7 protein-coding genes and 2 pseudogenes are annotated in these 17,214 nt (G+C 61.5%); 5 read left to right on the top strand and 4 right to left on the bottom strand.

Annotated elements, in window-relative coordinates:
- Positions 1–135 precede the first annotated feature (135 nt).
- Positions 136–870, bottom strand: a complete 735-nt coding sequence (locus tag P3T17_RS02240) for an OmpA family protein (RefSeq protein ID WP_429404448.1) — start codon at positions 868–870, stop codon at positions 136–138.
- 115 nt (positions 871–985) lie between these two features.
- Positions 986–3,877 carry a YadA-like family protein gene (locus P3T17_RS02235; protein WP_429404446.1) on the bottom strand — a complete coding sequence of 964 codons (2,892 nt, stop codon included), beginning with the start codon at positions 3,875–3,877 and terminating at the stop codon, positions 986–988.
- Between the two features lie 774 nt (positions 3,878–4,651).
- On the opposite strand from P3T17_RS02235, the pseudogene P3T17_RS02230 reads away from it, so the two are divergent.
- Both P3T17_RS02230 and P3T17_RS02225 read left to right on the top strand, forming a co-directional pair.
- Positions 4,652–5,185: pseudogene (locus tag P3T17_RS02230) on the top strand (ESPR-type extended signal peptide-containing protein); the annotation flags it as partial.
- Between the two features lie 9 nt (positions 5,186–5,194).
- Positions 5,195–7,828: pseudogene (locus P3T17_RS02225) on the top strand (YadA-like family protein); the annotation flags it as partial.
- A 400-nt stretch (positions 7,829–8,228) separates the two neighbouring features.
- On the opposite strand, the gene hrpA reads toward P3T17_RS02225, so the two are convergent.
- Positions 8,229–12,695 carry an ATP-dependent RNA helicase HrpA gene (hrpA, locus tag P3T17_RS02220; protein WP_429404445.1) on the bottom strand — a complete coding sequence of 1,489 codons (4,467 nt, stop codon included), beginning with the start codon at positions 12,693–12,695 and terminating at the stop codon, positions 8,229–8,231.
- A gap of 23 nt (positions 12,696–12,718) precedes the next feature.
- Here hrpA and argA point away from each other — a divergent pair, with 23 nt between their 5' ends.
- The 3 genes from argA (at position 12,719) to proP (ending at position 16,678) form a co-directional block, all read left to right on the top strand.
- Positions 12,719–14,107 carry an amino-acid N-acetyltransferase gene (gene argA / locus P3T17_RS02215; RefSeq protein WP_074264118.1) on the top strand — a complete coding sequence of 463 codons (1,389 nt, stop codon included), beginning with the start codon at positions 12,719–12,721 and terminating at the stop codon, positions 14,105–14,107.
- A 78-nt stretch (positions 14,108–14,185) separates the two neighbouring features.
- Positions 14,186–14,461, top strand: coding sequence for an oxidative damage protection protein (locus tag P3T17_RS02210; protein ID WP_074264117.1), 276 nt, complete (start codon positions 14,186–14,188; stop codon positions 14,459–14,461).
- A gap of 711 nt (positions 14,462–15,172) precedes the next feature.
- The gene (gene proP / locus P3T17_RS02205; protein WP_429404444.1) at positions 15,173–16,678 is read left to right on the top strand and encodes a glycine betaine/L-proline transporter ProP; all 1,506 of its coding nucleotides are present in this window, start codon (positions 15,173–15,175) and stop codon (positions 16,676–16,678) included.
- Here proP and P3T17_RS02200 read toward each other — a convergent pair.
- The gene (locus tag P3T17_RS02200; RefSeq protein WP_429404443.1) at positions 16,675–17,151 is read right to left on the bottom strand and encodes a metallophosphoesterase family protein; all 477 of its coding nucleotides are present in this window, start codon (positions 17,149–17,151) and stop codon (positions 16,675–16,677) included. The two genes, proP and P3T17_RS02200, sit on opposite strands and share 4 nt — an antisense overlap.
- Positions 17,152–17,214 lie beyond the last annotated feature (63 nt).

The following is a 17,214-nucleotide window of genomic DNA, read 5'->3' as shown; positions in this document are numbered from 1 at the left end:
AGCGCGATGTCGCGGTAGTCCGCATTGCTGGCGCGGCCGCCATTGACACCGGGGCAATAAAAAAGGCTTCCCGAAGGAAGCCTGAAGCACACTCTGAAATCACATTCTTATGATTTCATTGGCGCATCTCAAAACTTATTGCGCGAGGACACGTACCTCGACCCGGCGATTAAGCGCCCGGCCGACAGCCGTAGCGTTCGACGCAACCGGATCCGCTGCGCCGCGGCCTTCGTACGCGAAGTTGTCGGCCCGCACGCCGCGCTGGCGAAGATAGTTCACAACCGCCGCCGCACGCTCACGCGACAACACGTCGTTGTGCGCAGCAGAGCCGGTCGAATCGGTATAGCCCGTCGCAACGAGGCGCTTGAAATTCACGCCCTGGTTTGCACGAACGAAGCCGTCGAGCTGCTGCTTCGCGGCATCCTTCAGTTCCGCGCTGTCGTGATCAAAGTTCGCATCGCCTTGCAACAGCACCTGACGCGGCGTAGAGGGAATGACTACAGGAGCAACGACCGGCTTGGCCACCGGCTCGGGTTGCGCTTCAGGAACCGCTTGCCGGACAGGTGAACCACCACAGGCGAAGGTCATTTCGCGCGGATCGTTATCGTCGGCGCCGGAATGCAACCCATCGACCAACTCGAGCTTTGTGACGCCCTTGTCGTGGCAGATTTCATTGGCGACCTTCATGCACGACTCGCCGCTTTCCAGCAGACCGTGACACGTCACACGATATGCCTGGGTTTGCAGGCCAGAGATGCGCACTGCGTTGACCGTATAGGTCGGTCCCGATTGCGTCGTGCATCCCGCGAGGCCGACCACGAGCGCGCCAAGGAAGGACGCGCCAAAATGTTTAATCAGAAATTGTTTCATGGAGTACAGGTCCGTGGGAGACGGATCTAAAAAAATGATGTTGGGTTAGCAAGAGAACAGTGCGGGGGCGAAGCAAGGCGATCCAGCCACCCCGCCTCGCCCCGCAATCAGGCGCTTACCATTGGTACGATGCACCTGCACCAACCGTGGTACCGCCGGAGCTGACGCTGCCGCCGATCTTCATCTTCAGGTTCTGCGTGATACGAACCGAAGCGCCGAGTGCCGTGGCTTGATAGCCCTTGTAGTTGCCCGTGCCAACACCAACCGCGATGGTCTTGTTCGGATCGACATCCGGAATCATCGACAGTGCCGTAGCTGCCGCAACACCGCTATATGCGTTGCGCGCCACACCCGCCATACCCGATTCGAACTGACGCATGTTCACTGCGTCCGTCGGACCTTGACCGTCGGCCACGTTCGTAATCCGACGCTCGTTGCCCTGCGAACCCATCGACACCGTGTTGTCCTGATCGGCAATCGAACCATCGCCGATCGCAACCGAGTTAGCACCGCTAGCCTGCGAACCACCGCCGATCGCTGCCGAGTTGGTACCCGTTGCCGAAGCGGGGCCACTCGTCGTGTTGATGGCGATGTTCGTGTTGCCGCTCGTCTGCTGGTTCTGGACTGCCTGGGACAGACTCGACACCTGCTGGTTCGTGTTCCACAGCTGGGCACCGGTTACAGCGTCCGTGCTGGTCGCGGACAGATCCGCATCCTGCAGGTTGGTCAGCTTCACCTTGGCCGCGTTCGTCGAACCGCCCAACGTTACCTTGTCATGCGCAGACGAGTCGTACTGAACCGCGTTCGTCACCGAGCCGCTCATCGAGTTGATGGTCGTCTGGATGTTGCTGATGTCAGTCGTGTTCTGCGTCGTGCGGCCGTCGAGGTTGGTGATTGCATCACCGACGTTGTTCACGGTCGTGCCACCGACGTTGTACGTCGGAGCCGAGATCGTGCCGTCCGCATTGACGGTCGAACCACCGCCCAGTGCTGCCGCCGTGCTGGCTGCATTTGCGTACAACTGCGAGCCGTTCACTGCGTCCACGCTTTTCGCGTTGACTGCACCCGCTGCCACGCCCGTCACCACACGGTTGCCCGCTGTGCCGGCCATGTTGACGCGCAGACCGTCAGTTGCCGCGGCGACATTGATGTCACGCGAAACTGCATCTTGCGTCACAAGACCGATGCCACTGTCGGCCATCTGGTTTTGCAGCGACGACAGGTTGGTATCGAGCGCGTCCAGTGCTCCGCCCACCGTGGTTTGCGTACCGCCTTGCACGTGGTATGTCGGCCCAGTGATCGAACCGTTGGCGTTGACCGTTGCACCGCCGCCGAGCGAGGCGACCACCGGCTTGAGCTGGCTCAGGTTGACCGCCGAAGTGTCAGTCGTGCCGTTTGCGACGCCGATCAGTTCGCGTGCACCCGCCGTACCCGTAAAGTCAACGTGCGTGCCGTCCAGGTTCTTCGCGACGGTGATGTCATGCGAAGTCTGGTCCTGCTGCACGAGACCCAGTTCACCGTTGTTGATCTGGTTGGTGATGTTGGTCACCGAGCCTTCAACGTTGGTTACGCGGGCATCGACGTTCGAGATGTCGCCGGTGTTTTGAGCGACCTGCTGGTTCGTCGCGAACAGTTGCGAACCGTTCACTGCGTCCGTGCTGTCAGCAGACAGGGTGCCGATCTTCACGTTGGTGATCGTCGTACCCAGGTTGCCGCCACCAAGCGTTACCTTGTCTTTCGTTGCGTCATCATAGGCAACGAAGGCGTTGGTCACGTTGCCCGAGGCGTCCGTGTTCAAGCCTGCTGCTTTCAACTGTGCTACGTTCACTGCGTCCATGTCGGCAACACCTGCCTTCACGTTCGAGATCGTCGTGCCGTTTGCACCGTCCAGCGTGATCTGGGCGTGGCTCGCGTCGTCGTACTTCACGACGTTGGTCATGTCGGCGTTGATGCCGTCGATGCCGTTCTGGGTCGAGATGTCGCCGGCGTTCTTGGTGGTTGCGCCGTCGAGCTTCGTCAGCGCTGAGCCTACGTCGTTGAACGTGCCGCTTTGCACCACGTACGTCGGTGCCTTGATCTTGCCCGTGCTTGCATCGTAGCTCGCGCCGCCGCCCAGTGCTGCCGCCGTTGCGGTACCGTCGGCATTGACCTTCGCGTCTTCCGATTTCAGCTGGCTCACGTTCACTGCGTCCGTGGCGGCCGAGCCGGCTGCCACGTTCGTCACGCGACGCTCCTTACCTGCCGAACCGACCGACACTTCGCCGTTCGCTGTCGAAGCCGTACCCGAAAGCGCGCTGTTGCCCGGGTTGTAACCCGCTGCCGTCAGATCCGCCGTGGTCGTCGAGTTCGCGCCCAGTGCCACCGAGTTTGTCGCCGAGCTATTCGCACCATAACCGAGCGCCATGGAGTTCGCCTGTGATGCTACGGAATTCACACCGACCGCAACCGAGTTGGTACCTTGAGCCCAGGAGCTTTGGCCGAACGCTGCTGAATAGTCGCCCGATGCTTCCGACTGAGGGCCAACAGCTGTGGACCTATAACCCGACGAAACAGCTCCCGCACCCAATGCGACAGCACCATTACCGCTTGCAGTCGCCGCTGTACCGATAGCCGTCGAAACGTTAGAACTAGCCGTGGCTGAATCCCCGATCGCCACACCTCCCACGCCTCCTGTGCTTGCGGTATCCGCGTTGGCGTTGTACCCCAACGCGACGGAGCCGTAGTTTGTATAAGCTGCGGCCGATCCATCCGGACGAACAGAAGATGCCCAATACGAGAGACCTGTCGTCTTGGCCACTGAGCCATCGCCAACCGCTGTATCCCGGCTGGAGGTAACGGTCGCGCCAGTTCCAGCGCTATAGGCGAAGGTCTGCCCAGTTGCACCCAGAGCTACAACCGCAATCGCAAGAGCCTTCGCACCGCCCTTCCTGCGCCCTTTTGCGTTTTCCGAAGCGGCGACCCACGCCCCTTTTGCATCATTCCAGACGGAGCGATATGTCTTGTTCATTTTGAATCCTTAAAAAATAAAAATGATCTGCGATCATTGTTGAAGCACAACCGTTTTCGTTGAGCATTTCGACCAAAGCGCTTTCTAGCCAGCGGTCAGAGCGGAAAACGAGAGACTTAAAGTGGCAGTCAAATCCCAATCGGGGAATTTTCGTTGTCCATGTGTGATTTCGAGTCGAACTCATTCTTTCAGTCTGTCGCCCCAACATAAATTGCGTACGACCACTTGTCTTTAATTTATAAGACTCACCGCCAGGACTGAATAAGAGCATTCTGAATCGCATGTCACTCCCCACAGACCGATGACAAAAATGCAGGGACCTGCCTATACACCAAGGTCGCAACTGCTTGAGAACGTAACAAATCTGTAAGCCCCAATCCCTTGCAGCCAGACAAATTTTTAGGATTTTTCTTATTGAAGTGACGCGCAAAAGATGATGTGGCGAAACCGGTACCGTATCGTCAAATTCGAGGCGGCAAAATGTGGGTACGGCGACAAAGGCATCCTCAATAGTCACGTTCGGAAAAACCTCAGCGTTTAGGTCTAGAAACTGATTGACGTTCGCTGCTCACACATACTGCTCGCGCCAACACTCGATCCAATCTCTTTTATATTTTTATCTTGAGATTTTTCCTATAGCCGCCCTACATGACGACACCTACAATTTATTTTGTTGAACCAACCATCACCTCTTAGCGAAAGTGATCCCGAGACAACCAAAATGTCTACGGAGATTAGCAACGCATTTTTCGTAATCATATTTCTGGGAATATCATGAATCACGTTTATCGCATCGTTAAAAGCTCCGTCACGGGTGGCTGGGCTGTCACATCGGAACTGGCGAAGGGCCGGGGAAAAGGTAGAAAGAGCACGATCGCTCTTGCGATTGCGGTTGTAGCTCTGGGTGCAACTGGGCAGACCTTCGCCTATAGCGCTGGAACTGGCGCGACCGTTACCTCCAGCCGGGATACGGCGGTTGGCGATGGCTCAGTGGCCAAGACGGGAGGTGGCGCGAATTGGGGATCTTCTGTTCGTCCGGATGGATCGGCCGCAGCTTATACAAACTACGGCTCCGTCGCGTTGGGGTACAACGCCAACGCGGATACCGCAAGCACAGGAGGCGCGGGAGGTGTGGCGATCGGGGATTCAGCCACGGCTAGTTCTAACGTTTCGACGGCTATCGGTACAGCGGCGACTGCAAGCGGTAATGGTGCTGTCGCATTGGGTGCGGGAGCTGTTTCGTCGGGTTATAGGTCCACAGCTGTTGGCCCTCAGTCGGAAGCATCGGGCGACTATTCAGCAGCGTTCGGCCAAAGCTCCTGGGCTCAAGGTACCAACTCGGTTGCGGTCGGTGTGAATTCCGTAGCATCACAGGCGAACTCCATGGCGCTCGGTTATGGTGCGAATAGCTCGGCGACAAACTCGGTGGCACTGGGCGCGAACTCGACGACCACGGCGGATCTGACGGCAGCGGGTTACAACCCGGGCAACAGCACGCTGTCGGGCACGGCTTCGACAGCGAACGGCGAAGTGTCGGTAGGCTCATCGGGCAAGGAACGTCGTGTCACGAACGTGGCAGCCGGCGCGGCAGCCACCGATGCAGTGAACGTGAGCCAGCTGAAATCGGAAGACGCGAAGGTGAATGCCGACGGTACGGCAACCGCAGCGGCACTGGGCGGCGGTGCGAGCTATAACGCAAGCACGGGCACGATCAAGGCCCCAACGTACGTGGTGCAAAGCGGCACATTCAGCGACGTGGGTTCGGCGCTCACCAAGCTTGACGGCGCGACCACCAAGAACACCGGCGACATCTCGACGCTGAACACCACGGTCAACAACATCACCAGCGGCACGGCAGGTCTGGTGCAGCAGAACGCCACAACGAATGCCATCACGGTGGCAAGCGCAACGGCAGGCACGACGGTGGACTTCACCGGCACGGCAGGCACGCGTCAGCTGAAGGGTGTCTCGGCCGGTACAGCGAACACGGATGCAGTGAACGTGGCGCAGCTGAAGGCCGCAGGCCTGAATGTGGACACCTCGGGCAATGCGACCAACGCATTCGTGGCGTATGACGACACCAGCAAAGGCAAGGTAACGCTGGCCGGCGGCGCGAGCGGCACGACCATCACGAACGTGAAGGCTGGTGCGCTGAGCGCATCAAGCATGGACGCCGTGAACGGCTCGCAGCTGTACGCAACGAACCAGAGCGTGTCGAACCTGCAAAATACAGTCAACAACATGAACAACGGCACAGCAGGTCTGGTCCAGCAAGCATCCGCAGGCGCAAACCTGACGGTAGGCAAAACCACCGACGGTGCAGCAGTAGACTTCGCCGGCACAGCAGGTACACGCCAGCTGAAAAGCGTGTCGAACGGCACGGCCGATACAGACGCAGTCAACGTCTCGCAACTCAAGGGCGTGACCACAGCACTGGGCGGCGGCGCAGCAGTCGATCCGACCACCGGCGCAGTAATCGCCCCAACCTACACCGTCACCAACGCAGACGGCACAACCAGCACGGTCAACACCGTCGGCGACGCAGTCAGCAACCTCGACAGCCGCGTAGCGGGCAACACGAAAGACATCGCCACGCTGAACACCAACGTAAGCAACATCACGAACCAGTTGAACAATGGCGAAGTCGGCCTCGTGCAACAAGATGCGTCGACTGGCAACATCACGGTGGCCAAGGGTCTGAACGGCAACACCGTCGACTTCACGAATGCGCAAGGCAGCTCGCGTGTTCTGACCGGCGTATCAGCAGGTGCGGTCAACGCAACGAGCGTCGACGCAGTCAACGGCTCGCAACTGTTCAATGCAAGCGCCTCAACAGCCAGCGCGATGGGCGGCGGCTCGACCGTCAACCCCGATGGCACGATCACCGCTCCGTCATACGTGGTCAACGGTCAAACCGTGCACAACGCCGGCGATGCGATCTCGAATCTCGACACCGAAGTGACGAACGTTGCTGGCCGCATGGACAGCATCACCAACGAGATCAACAACGGCACCCTCGGCCTGGTGCAGCAGGACAGCGCGACCGGCAACATTACGGTTGCCAGCGCAACCAACGGCCAACTGGTGAACTTCACCGGCACCCAGGGCGCGCGAGTGCTGACCGGTGTGGCCAACGGCGCGGTCAACAGCACGAGCCTCGATGCGGTCAACGGTAGCCAGCTGTACGCGGTGCAGGATAACCTCCAGCAACAGATCAGCGGCATCACCACGCAAATGACGAGCATCGATTCTCGCGTCACAGAGATTACCGTGAACAACGCAAGCAACGGCTCGGCGACAGGCGACAACAGCACGGCAACCGGTGCAAACTCGACAGCCTCGGGCAGCGACAGCACCGCAACCGGCGCGAACTCCACCGCCTCCGGCAACAACAGCACCGCCGACGGCGCAGGCTCCATCGCCTCGGGCGACAACAGCACGGCGATGGGTCATCACGCCAAGGCAACGGGCAACAACTCCGTAGCGATCGGCGCCGACTCTGTCGCAGACCGCGATAACACGGTGTCCATGGGCTCAGCAGGTCACGAGCGTCAGATCACCAACGTCGCCGCCGGCACGGAAGATACCGACGCCGTCAACCTCGGTCAGATGAACTCGGCACTGCACGCTGCCGTCGGGGATCTGCCCGCAGGCATGTCGGCGAAGGACTATACCGACCAGCAAGTGAACGCGGTGCAAGACTCGGTGAATCAGGTCGCGAAGAACGCCTACGCCGGTATCGCCGCAGCAATGGCCATGCCGAACATGACGCCGTCGGGTCCGGGCAAGACGATTGTGGCTGGCGGAGCTGGTGCGTACAAGAACGGCTCGGCACTGGCTGTCGGTGTCACCCACCGTTCGATGAACGGCAAATGGCTCGTGAACGGCGCAGTGTCGGCCACCTCGACGGGTGATGCAGGTGTGCGCGCTCAAGTAGGCTACGAGTTCTAAATGTAGACGTTGGCAGGATGCAGGGAAAACGCCGGCAGTAATAGCGATTCCCCTGCATCGGACTACTAAATTTAAAAGGCGGGTTGCTGAATTTAGCAACCCGCCTTTTTTCATCCTGGAAGGCCAACGTTCGATCCATCAAACATTTTTTTAAGAATTTACTTATACCGACACTTCGCCATCGCGCCGGACAATGGCAACAGTCATCGCAGGTGCCCGGTAATACGAGCAGCGAGTGGATGCAGGTCTGGGCGATCTGCATCTTTTGCGCGACACCGATTCCCAAGGAATCGATGTCGCGCTTTTTTGTGCTCACAGCGAACGGCGCAACGGCACAACGGCACTCCGTGCGAGCGATAAAAGAATCGTCCGTGGGTCAAGCATCCGCAGCTCAAACCCCTTAGCGCTGCATCGATTCCCACACCTTGTACAGCCGCTTCACCGACACCGGCATCGGTGTACGCAGCTCCTGCGCAAACAGCGAGATCCGCAACTCCTCCAGCAACCAGCGGAATTCCAGCAATCGCGCGTCCATGACACCACCGCGCTGCGCGAGCGCGCGCTGATAGTTCTGCAGCAGCGGATGAAACTCGGCAAACTGCCGCGCGTCGCGGGCCGGGTCGGCTTTGAGCTTGTCGATACGCAGCACGATCCCCTTCAGGTAGCGCGGAAAGTGCGCAAGCTGCGCATATGGCGTATCAATCACGAAGCGTTTGCCGATCAGCGCATCGAGTTGGCCTAGTATGTCCGCATGGGCCGCCGCAAACGGCTTCGCCTGCACCAGCTTCTTGGTAACGCTCGCGTATTCACTAAGAATTTGCCCCACCAGCCGGGCAATTTCCTGCGCGAGCAGGGTCAGGCGGCTGCGTCCTTCATCGCGTCGCGTATGGAATGCGACATCGTCGGCGGGCAATGGGTCCTGCAGACAGGCGCGATCGAGCGCGGTATCCACCAACTGGTCGCGCAACTCTTCCTGCGTGCCGCGCGGCATGAACTGCATCGCCATCTCACGCAGACCCGGGAGGTTCTTCTCCAGATACTTGATCGGCTCCTTCAATTGCAGCGCGAACAATCGCCGCAATCCCGCGCGGTGAATTCGCGCGGCTTCGTCCGGCGAATCGAACACCTCGACATCGCAATGCGTCCCGCGATCGACAAGCGCCGGATAACCAAACAACGTCTGCCCGCCGCGGCGGATTTCCAGCAACTCGGGAAGCTTGCCGAAGTTCCAGGTCGTCAGGTTCTCGTAGAGCGCGGTCGTCGTCGGCGTTTCTGACGAAGCGGTCTGCGGCACCGGTACGCCACCTGGCCCGCGCGAAGCTCGACCCGCTCTCTCGCGTGACGTTGCACCCGCGACACCCGCGCCACCCACAATACCTGCCGCACCGCCCGGCCCGCGCGCATGACCGCCTTGCCCGAATCCTGGTCCCGCCTCTCGTCCCCGTCCATCACCGCTATCAGCGGCCGCTCCACCTCCTACGCCACTCGCCCCGGCCAGCGCCACACCCGCTGCCCCGGAAGCAATCTTCTGAAAATGCTGCTGCGCCTGACCACCGAGCTCCGCGCGCAGTTGCGCGAGATTGCGTCCCATCGCGAGCTGCCGCCCGTGCTCATCCACGACCTTGAAGTTCATGAACAGATGCGCAGCCAGAGTCTCGAGCTTGAAATCAGACTGCTTCATCGCGACCTGCGTCTGTTCGCGAACATCCGCAATCAGCGACTCCAACAAACCACCCGCTCCGAAACGCGGCCCACCGTTGCGATCCACAAACCCCGCGGCGTATTCCGGCAGCGGCACGCAATGTCGCCGCAACTTTTGCGGGAGCGACTTCAGCAGCAGTTGCGTCTTTTCCTTCAGCATGCCGGGCACGAGCCATTCGCAGCGCCGCGCATCCACCTGGTTCAGCGCGTAGAGCGGCACGGCAAGCGTCACGCCATCGCGCGGCGAACCGGGCTCGAAGTGATAGGTCAGCGCCATCTCGACGCCCGACATCGTCATCCGCTTCGGGAACAGGTCCGTCGTCACTCCAGCCGCCTCGTGACGCATCAGATCGTCACGCGACAGATACAGCAGGCGAAGCTTGTCTTCCGGCTGCCCGCTCTTCTTCACTTCATCGCGATACCAGCGTTCGAATGACGCGCCCGTGTAGATGCCCCGCGGCAACGCCTGATCGTAGAACGCGTAAATCAGTTCATCGTCGACCAGCACATCCTGGCGGCGCGACTTGTGTTCGAGCTGCTCGATATCGGCAAGCAGCTTTCGGTTGTGCGCGAAAAACGCGAGCTTGGTATCGAACTCGCCTTCCACCAACGCCCCGCGAATGAACAATTCACGCGCCCGCGCCGGGTCCTGCTTGCCGAAACTCACCCGCCGCCGGTGATAAATCGGCAGACCGTAAAGCACGGCGCGCTCAAAGGCCGATACCTGCGCCGCGCGCTTTTCCCAATGCGGCTCGGAGAGCGACTTCTTTAGCAAATGCGCGCCGATCTGCTCGATCCACTCCGGCTCGATCTTCGCGATACAACGCGCGTAAAGCCGGCTCGTTTCGACCAGTTCCGCGGCCATCACCCAGCGCCCGGCTTTTTTCACAAGCGCCGAACCCGGCCACAGATAAAACTTGATGGTGCGTGCGCCGAGGTAGTAAGGCTCGTCGTCCGCCTTCAGACCGATATTGCCGAGCAGCCCCGTCAACAGCGCGAGGTGAATCTGCTCGAAAGTGGCCTCGGCTTCATTGATGCGCCAGCCGTGCTCGCGCACCACCGTCAGCAATTGCGAATGAACGTCGCGCCATTCGCGCAACCGCAGTTGCGACAAGAAATTAGCGCGACACTCGTCATGCAACTGCCGGTTCGACTTCTTGTGCGCGATGGCCTCGTCGAACCAGTTCCAGATCTTGAGCCATTGCAGAAACTCAGAACGCTCGTCAGCAAAGCGACGGTGAGCCTGATCGGCCTGCTCCTGCGCTTCGATCGGCCGGTCGCGCGGATCCTGCACCGACAACGCGCTCGCGATGATCAGCACTTCGCGCAGCGCCTGCTGATCACGCGCAGCGAGAATCATGCGCCCGACGCGCGGATCGAGCGGCAAGCGCGCGAGTTCGCGGCCGAGCGGTGTGAGCTCGTTATCGTCGTCGACCGCGCCGAGTTCGTTCAGCAGTTGATACCCATCGGCAATCGCGCGGCCAGGCGGCGGTTCGATGAACGGAAAGGTTTCGATCGCGGTGAGGTGCAGCGACTTCATCCGCAGAATCACGGACGCCAGCGACGACCGCAAAATCTCCGGATCGGTGAAGCGCACGCGCGACTGGAAATCGGTCTCCTCGTAGAGGCGGATGCACACGCCATCCGCGACCCGGCCGCAACGACCGGCCCGCTGATTGGCCGCCGCCTGCGAGATCGACTCCACCTGCAACTGCTCGACCTTGTTACGGTACGAGTAGCGCTTCACGCGAGCCAAACCCGTATCGACGACGTAGCGAATCCCCGGCACGGTCAGCGAAGTTTCCGCGACGTTGGTGGCCAGCACGATGCGCCGCGCGTTCGATGACCGGAACACGCGCTCCTGCTCCGCCGCCGACAACCGCGCGAACAGCGGCAAAATTTCCGTATGCGGCGGATGATGCTTGCGCAGCGCCTCGGCGGCGTCGCGAATTTCGCGCTCGCCTGGCAGGAACACCAGCACGTCGCCGGGACCTTCGCGGCACAGTTCATCCACGGCGTCGATGATGGCGTCCATCAGATCGCGATCGGTCTCGCGCTGCGTTTTGGGCCGCTCGCGCGATGAAGAAGACGATGACGACGAGGAGCCTTCCGCGGACTTCACGGCCGGACTGTCTTCCGCCACCGCGCGATAGCGCACCTCGACCGGATAGAGCCGCCCGCTCACCTCGATCACCGGCGCGGGCTTGTCTTCCGTGCCGAAGTGGCGCGCAAAACGATCCGCATCGATGGTGGCCGAGGTGACGATCAGCTTCAGATCCGGCCGCTTCGGCAAAACTTCACGCAAATAGCCAAGCAGAAAATCGATGTTCAGGCTGCGCTCGTGCGCTTCGTCGATGATCAGCGTGTCGTAGGCCTTGAGCAGCGGATCGGTCTGCGTCTCCGCCAGCAGGATGCCGTCCGTCATCAGCTTGACCGACGCGCCCGGCGAGAGATTGTCGGTGAACCGCACCTTGTATCCGACCACTTCGCCAAACGGCGTGCCGAGCTCTTCGGCAATGCGCCGGCCCGTCGCCGATGCCGCAATCCGGCGCGGCTGCGTATGGCCGATCAGGCCCGAGCCGCCCGCACCGAGCCCACGCCCGAGCTCGAGACAGATTTTCGGCAACTGCGTGGTCTTACCCGAGCCGGTCTCGCCGCAAACGATCACCACCTGATTATTGGCAATCGCCCGCGCGATTTCCTCGCGTCGGCCGGAAACCGGCAGCGCTTCGGGGAAGGTGATAGGCGGAATCGGATTGGGCTCGACTATCCGCGCGGCGCGCGGCGGACGTGGCGCCCGCGGTTCGCGCTCGCCATCAGCGCCACGCGTAGGGCCGGCCGTGTTTTGCGCATCCCGAGGCGTATTGCGCCCCCGCTGATCCGGCCCCTGGCCTGCACCCGCTTGACGGCGAGCGTCATCACGCGGGCGTTGCCCTTGAGCCGGCTTCGATGACGCTTTCGGGTCAACGCCGTGCTCGCGACGCGGCTCACGTGACTGCTGCCCTGCCTGCGGCGACTTTTGCGTCGCCTGCGGTTGCTGCTTCACGCCGCCAGCAGGCCGCGCGCGCGCCCCTCCCTCGCCGTGCGACTCGCGCGATGGGTCTGATCCGGCGCCTTGCGCCGTTTTCTCGTTCGCCGAAGCGGGACTTTTGGGTACATTCGACATGGGGGCGCATTATAATCCCGGGCATGAATTCCCAAACCGACCTCGTCCCCACGCCCGCCAGCGCTCCGGCCACGTCCGGCGCCACGGAATCCGACTCGCAACACGCGCAATTCGTCGACTGGATGCGTTCGGTTGCCCCGTACATTCACGCGTTCCGCAACAAGACGTTCGTCGTCGGGTTCGGCGGCGAAGTGGTGCATCAAGGGCTACTGAACGCGCTGGTGTCGGACATCGCGCTGCTGCAGGCCATGGGCATCCAGATCGTGCTCGTCCACGGCTCGCGACCGCAGGTCGAAGAGCAGATGAGCCTGCACGGCGTGGAGTCCGAGTTTTCGCACGGCATGCGCATCACGGACGCGCGCGCGCTCGAATCCGCGAAGGAAGCGGCCGGCGAAGTGCGTCTGGACATCGAGGCGGCGATCAGCCAGGGCTTGCCGAACACGCCGATGGCGCACGCGCACATCAGCGTGGTGTCCGGCAACTTCGTGACGGCGCGGCCGGTCGGCATTCTGGACGGGGTGGACTTCGCCCACACAGGCGTGGTGCGCAAGATCGACGCGGATTCGATCCGCCATTCTCTCGCCAGCCGCAAGCTCGTGCTGCTCTCGCCGCTCGGCTTCTCGCCCACCGGCGAGGCGTTCAATCTGGCCATGGAAGATGTGGCCTCGGCGGCCGCCATCGCGCTGCGCGCCGACAAGATCGTGTTCCTGACCGAGACGCCGGGCCTGATGCAGGATGGCGAAGACGGCACCGAACTGATGCGCGAACTGTCGCTCGACGACGCCTACAAGCTGCATGAAAGCGGCGAAGTCACCGGCGACGCCGGCTTCTATCTGAAGCACTGCATCCGCGCCTGCCGTGGCGGCGTGGCGCGGGCGCACATCATCCCCTACGCGCTCGACGGCAGTCTGCTGCTCGAACTGTTCCTGCACGATGGTGTGGGCACGATGATCTCGTACGAGAACCTCGAAAGCCTGCGCGAAGCGACGCCGGACGACGTCGGCGGCATTCTGGCGCTGATCGAGCCGCTGGAGTCGGACGGCACGCTCGTGCGGCGCGACCGCCACCAGATCGAACGCGACATCGACCATTTCTCGGTGATCGAGCACGATGGCGTGCTGTTCGGCTGCGCGGCGCTTTATCCCTACACGCAGGAACGCATCGGCGAAATGGCGTGCCTCACAGTCGCACCGGAAGCGCAAGGCACCGGCGACGGCGAGCGGCTTCTGAAGCGCATCGAGCAGCGCGCTCGCGCGCGCGGTCTCACGCGCATTTTCGTGCTGACGACGCGCACCGAACACTGGTTCCTGAAACGCGGCTTTGTGAAGGCAACGGTCGACGACCTGCCGGAAGATCGCCGCCGCCTTTATAACTGGCAGCGCAAGTCGCTCGTGCTGATGAAACAGCTCTGAGCGGCCCCATATAAAGCGACTGCCCAAAAACGCAACAGCGCGCAATAGCGTCCCCACCGATTAAAGGAGAAGCACAGCATGGCTCGTATGGTTCAATGCGCGAAGCTCGGCAAGGAAGCCGAAGGCCTCGATTTCCCGCCGCTGCCGGGCGAACTCGGCAAGCGGATCTACGAAAGCATTTCGAAAGAAGCGTGGCAGGCGTGGCTCAAGCAGCAAACCATGCTGATCAACGAAAACCGCCTGAACATGGCCGATCCGCGTGCGCGCCAGTATCTGATGAAGCAGACCGAGAAGTTCTTTTTCGGCGAAGGCGCCGATCAGGCTACGGGCTACGTGCCGCCGTCGCAAAGCTGAGCTGGTCCGATCTGATCTGACCTGTTCGGCGCTCGCAGGGTCGCGAATCGACCGCCCTCGCTGACACCGTTTGAAGAAAAATCCGCGCCGCGTGTGCGGATTTTTTTCGCCCATTCGACTCGAAACCGGCCACTTATCGGGCCACGATCCGAGCCCGAAACGAGCTGCTTTTAAGCCCCCGTTTCAACTTCTCACACTCGCCCGAATCCCCCGTCCCGCAAGGGATTCGGCGCCCTCGGACACCCTCCCGCCGGCTACGCCGTTTGCACGATCCTCTGTCATCGTGCTATTATGTGCGTCGTTCCAACAGCAATTCACCATCATTCGCATTCAATCTACCGTGCGGCGCCGTGCGCCTCGCACTCCGGATTGAGCAGTTTTTATACAAGAAGGCTTGTCGGTCACGTCGCGGGATTTTCGCGGTCATCACCGGCCTTTTTCGTGCCAGGCCTTTCAGCGGCGCCCCGCCGGTTTCGAACCGCGCGAGCGTCCTCATGCATCTGCCCCCCTTCCACGGCCACGCAGATGCAAAACAATCAGCAGCACTAGAGCAGTGCAATTTCGCGACATGCGCGTAAGGGCCATGCGTGGCACCGGCGTCTCCGTTTTCACGCCCTTGCCCACCCGTCAAGGCCGTCACCGGCGCCCTTGCCCAGCTCGCGAAACTGCACTTTCCCCAGCACCCGTGGCGGAACATTCATGCGCATTTTCATGAGTTTCGTCGCAGTCATTGGAGTTTTCACCTTGACCGCTTCCAGCAACGGCTTCTGGCGACACAAAAACCAGGAACAACGTCTCACCCTCGACGACATCACCGTCGTCGATAAATCCCTTCTCAAACGTGCCGTCGGCGCCATGGCGCTCGGCAACGCCATGGAGTGGTTCGACTTTGGTGTGTACAGCTATATCGCCGTCACGCTTGGCCAAGTTTTCTTCCCGTCGAGCAATCCGTCCGCGCAGTTGATCGCGACCTTCGGCACGTTCGCCGCAGCGTTCCTCGTGCGTCCGATCGGCGGCATGGTGTTCGGCCCCCTCGGCGACCGCATCGGCCGCCAGCGCGTGCTCGCCATGACGATGATCATGATGGCCGCCGGCACCTTCGCGATCGGTCTGATTCCGAGCTATTCGTCGATCGGCATCTTCGCCCCCGTGTTACTGCTCGTCGCGCGGCTGGTGCAGGGCTTCTCCACCGGCGGCGAATACGGCGGCGCGGCGACCTTCATCGCCGAATTCTCCACCGACAAGCGCCGTGGCTTCATGGGCAGCTTCCTCGAGTTCGGCACGCTGATCGGCTACGTGCTCGGCGCAGGGACCGTCGCATTGCTCACCGCCACGCTGTCGCATGAAGCGCTGCTGTCATGGGGCTGGCGTGTGCCGTTCCTGATCGCAGGGCCGTTGGGACTGGTGGGCTTGTACATCCGGATGAAGCTCGAAGAAACGCCCGCATTCAAAAAGCAGGCCGAAGCACGCGAAGCGGAAGACAAGGCGCTGCCCAAACAGAGCCTGCGCGACCTGCTCGCCCGCCAATGGAAGGCGCTGTTGCTGTGCGTCGGCCTCGTGCTGATCTTCAACGTGACCGACTACATGGCGCTATCGTATCTGCCGAGCTATCTGTCCTCGACGCTGCATTTCAACGAAACGCATGGCCTCTTTCTCGTGCTGCTCGTAATGGTGTTGATGATGCCGATGACGTTGTTCGCCGGCCGCCTGTCCGACACGATCGGCCGCAAGCCGGTGATGCTGTTCGGCTGCGTCGGTCTGTTCGCGCTGTCGATTCCGGCCCTGCTGCTGATCCGCATGGGCGCGGTGCTGCCGGTGTTTAGCGGCCTGCTGATTCTCGGTGTGCTGCTGTCGTGCTTCACGGGCGTGATGCCGTCGGCGCTGCCGGCGCTCTTCCCCACCCGCATCCGCTACGGTGCGCTCGCGATCGGCTTCAATATCTCGGTGTCGCTGTTCGGCGGCACGACGCCGCTCGTCGCCGCGTGGCTCGTCGACCGCACCGGCAATCTGATGATGCCCGCGTACTACCTGATGGCGGCATCGCTGATCGGGATCGTCTCGGTGCTCGCCTTGCGCGAAACCGCGCGCCGGCCGCTGCTCGGCTCGGGTCCGTGCGTCGGCACGCGTGCTGAAGCGCACGCCGTGCTGCGCGGCGAACGCGCGGCGGAGGAGATGGACGAAGAGAACTTCGCGTCGGGAGCTACGGCGCGAGCCTAAAGCAACGAGTGCCACGTGGCCGTGGCACTCGCGCCCTCCACTACCAGCAGACCCGCCGACACCGGTAGCTTGAAACGTCGCGGCCCGGCACTGCCCGGGTTCACGAACAGCACGCCGTCGCGCTCCTCGATCAGCGGTTTGTGTGAATGCCCGGTGACGACGACGCCAATTCCCTCGCTGCGCATATCCCCATCGAGATCGTCGATGTCGTGCACGATCCGGATTTTCACTTGCTGCACGGTGAGCGTAGCGTGCGTCGGCAACGCGCGAGCCCAGTCGCCGATATCGTTGTTGCCGCGTACTGCCGTGACGGGAGCGACGCGTTCGAGTGCATCGAGAACCGCCTGCTCGCAGATATCACCGGCATGAATGATGGCGTCGCATCCGGCCAGATGCTGCAGGGCCTCCGGACGCACGAGGTTATGCGTGTCGGAGATCAAGCCGATGCGAGTCGGCGTGGAGTACGCAGTCATATCAATGTCAGTCCTTTCCTGGCCACGGGTTGCTGGCCAGTCTCCGCGGCCCGCGTCTCTGAT

The sequence above is a fragment of the Paraburkholderia sp. GAS82 genome, assembly GCF_050436285.1.
Classification (GTDB): Bacteria; Pseudomonadota; Gammaproteobacteria; order Burkholderiales; family Burkholderiaceae; genus Paraburkholderia; species Paraburkholderia phenazinium_B.
The sequence above is the reverse complement of the archived record's forward strand: the minus strand, read 5'-3'. Positions and strand labels throughout refer to the sequence as shown.

Excerpts from the sequence above, each read along its gene's own strand:
- argA (WP_074264118.1), top strand. The coding sequence starts at position 12,719 with ATGAATTCCCAAACCGACCTCGTCCCCACGCCCGCCAGCGCTCCGGCC.
- hrpA (WP_429404445.1), bottom strand. The coding sequence starts at position 12,695 with ATGTCGAATGTACCCAAAAGTCCCGCTTCGGCGAACGAGAAAACGGCG.
- P3T17_RS02240 (WP_429404448.1), bottom strand. The coding sequence starts at position 870 with ATGAAACAATTTCTGATTAAACATTTTGGCGCGTCCTTCCTTGGCGCG.
- P3T17_RS02210 (WP_074264117.1), top strand. The coding sequence starts at position 14,186 with ATGGCTCGTATGGTTCAATGCGCGAAGCTCGGCAAGGAAGCCGAAGGC.
- P3T17_RS02200 (WP_429404443.1), bottom strand. The coding sequence starts at position 17,151 with ATGACTGCGTACTCCACGCCGACTCGCATCGGCTTGATCTCCGACACG.
- P3T17_RS02235 (WP_429404446.1), bottom strand. The coding sequence starts at position 3,877 with ATGAACAAGACATATCGCTCCGTCTGGAATGATGCAAAAGGGGCGTGG.
- proP (WP_429404444.1), top strand. The coding sequence starts at position 15,173 with ATGAGTTTCGTCGCAGTCATTGGAGTTTTCACCTTGACCGCTTCCAGC.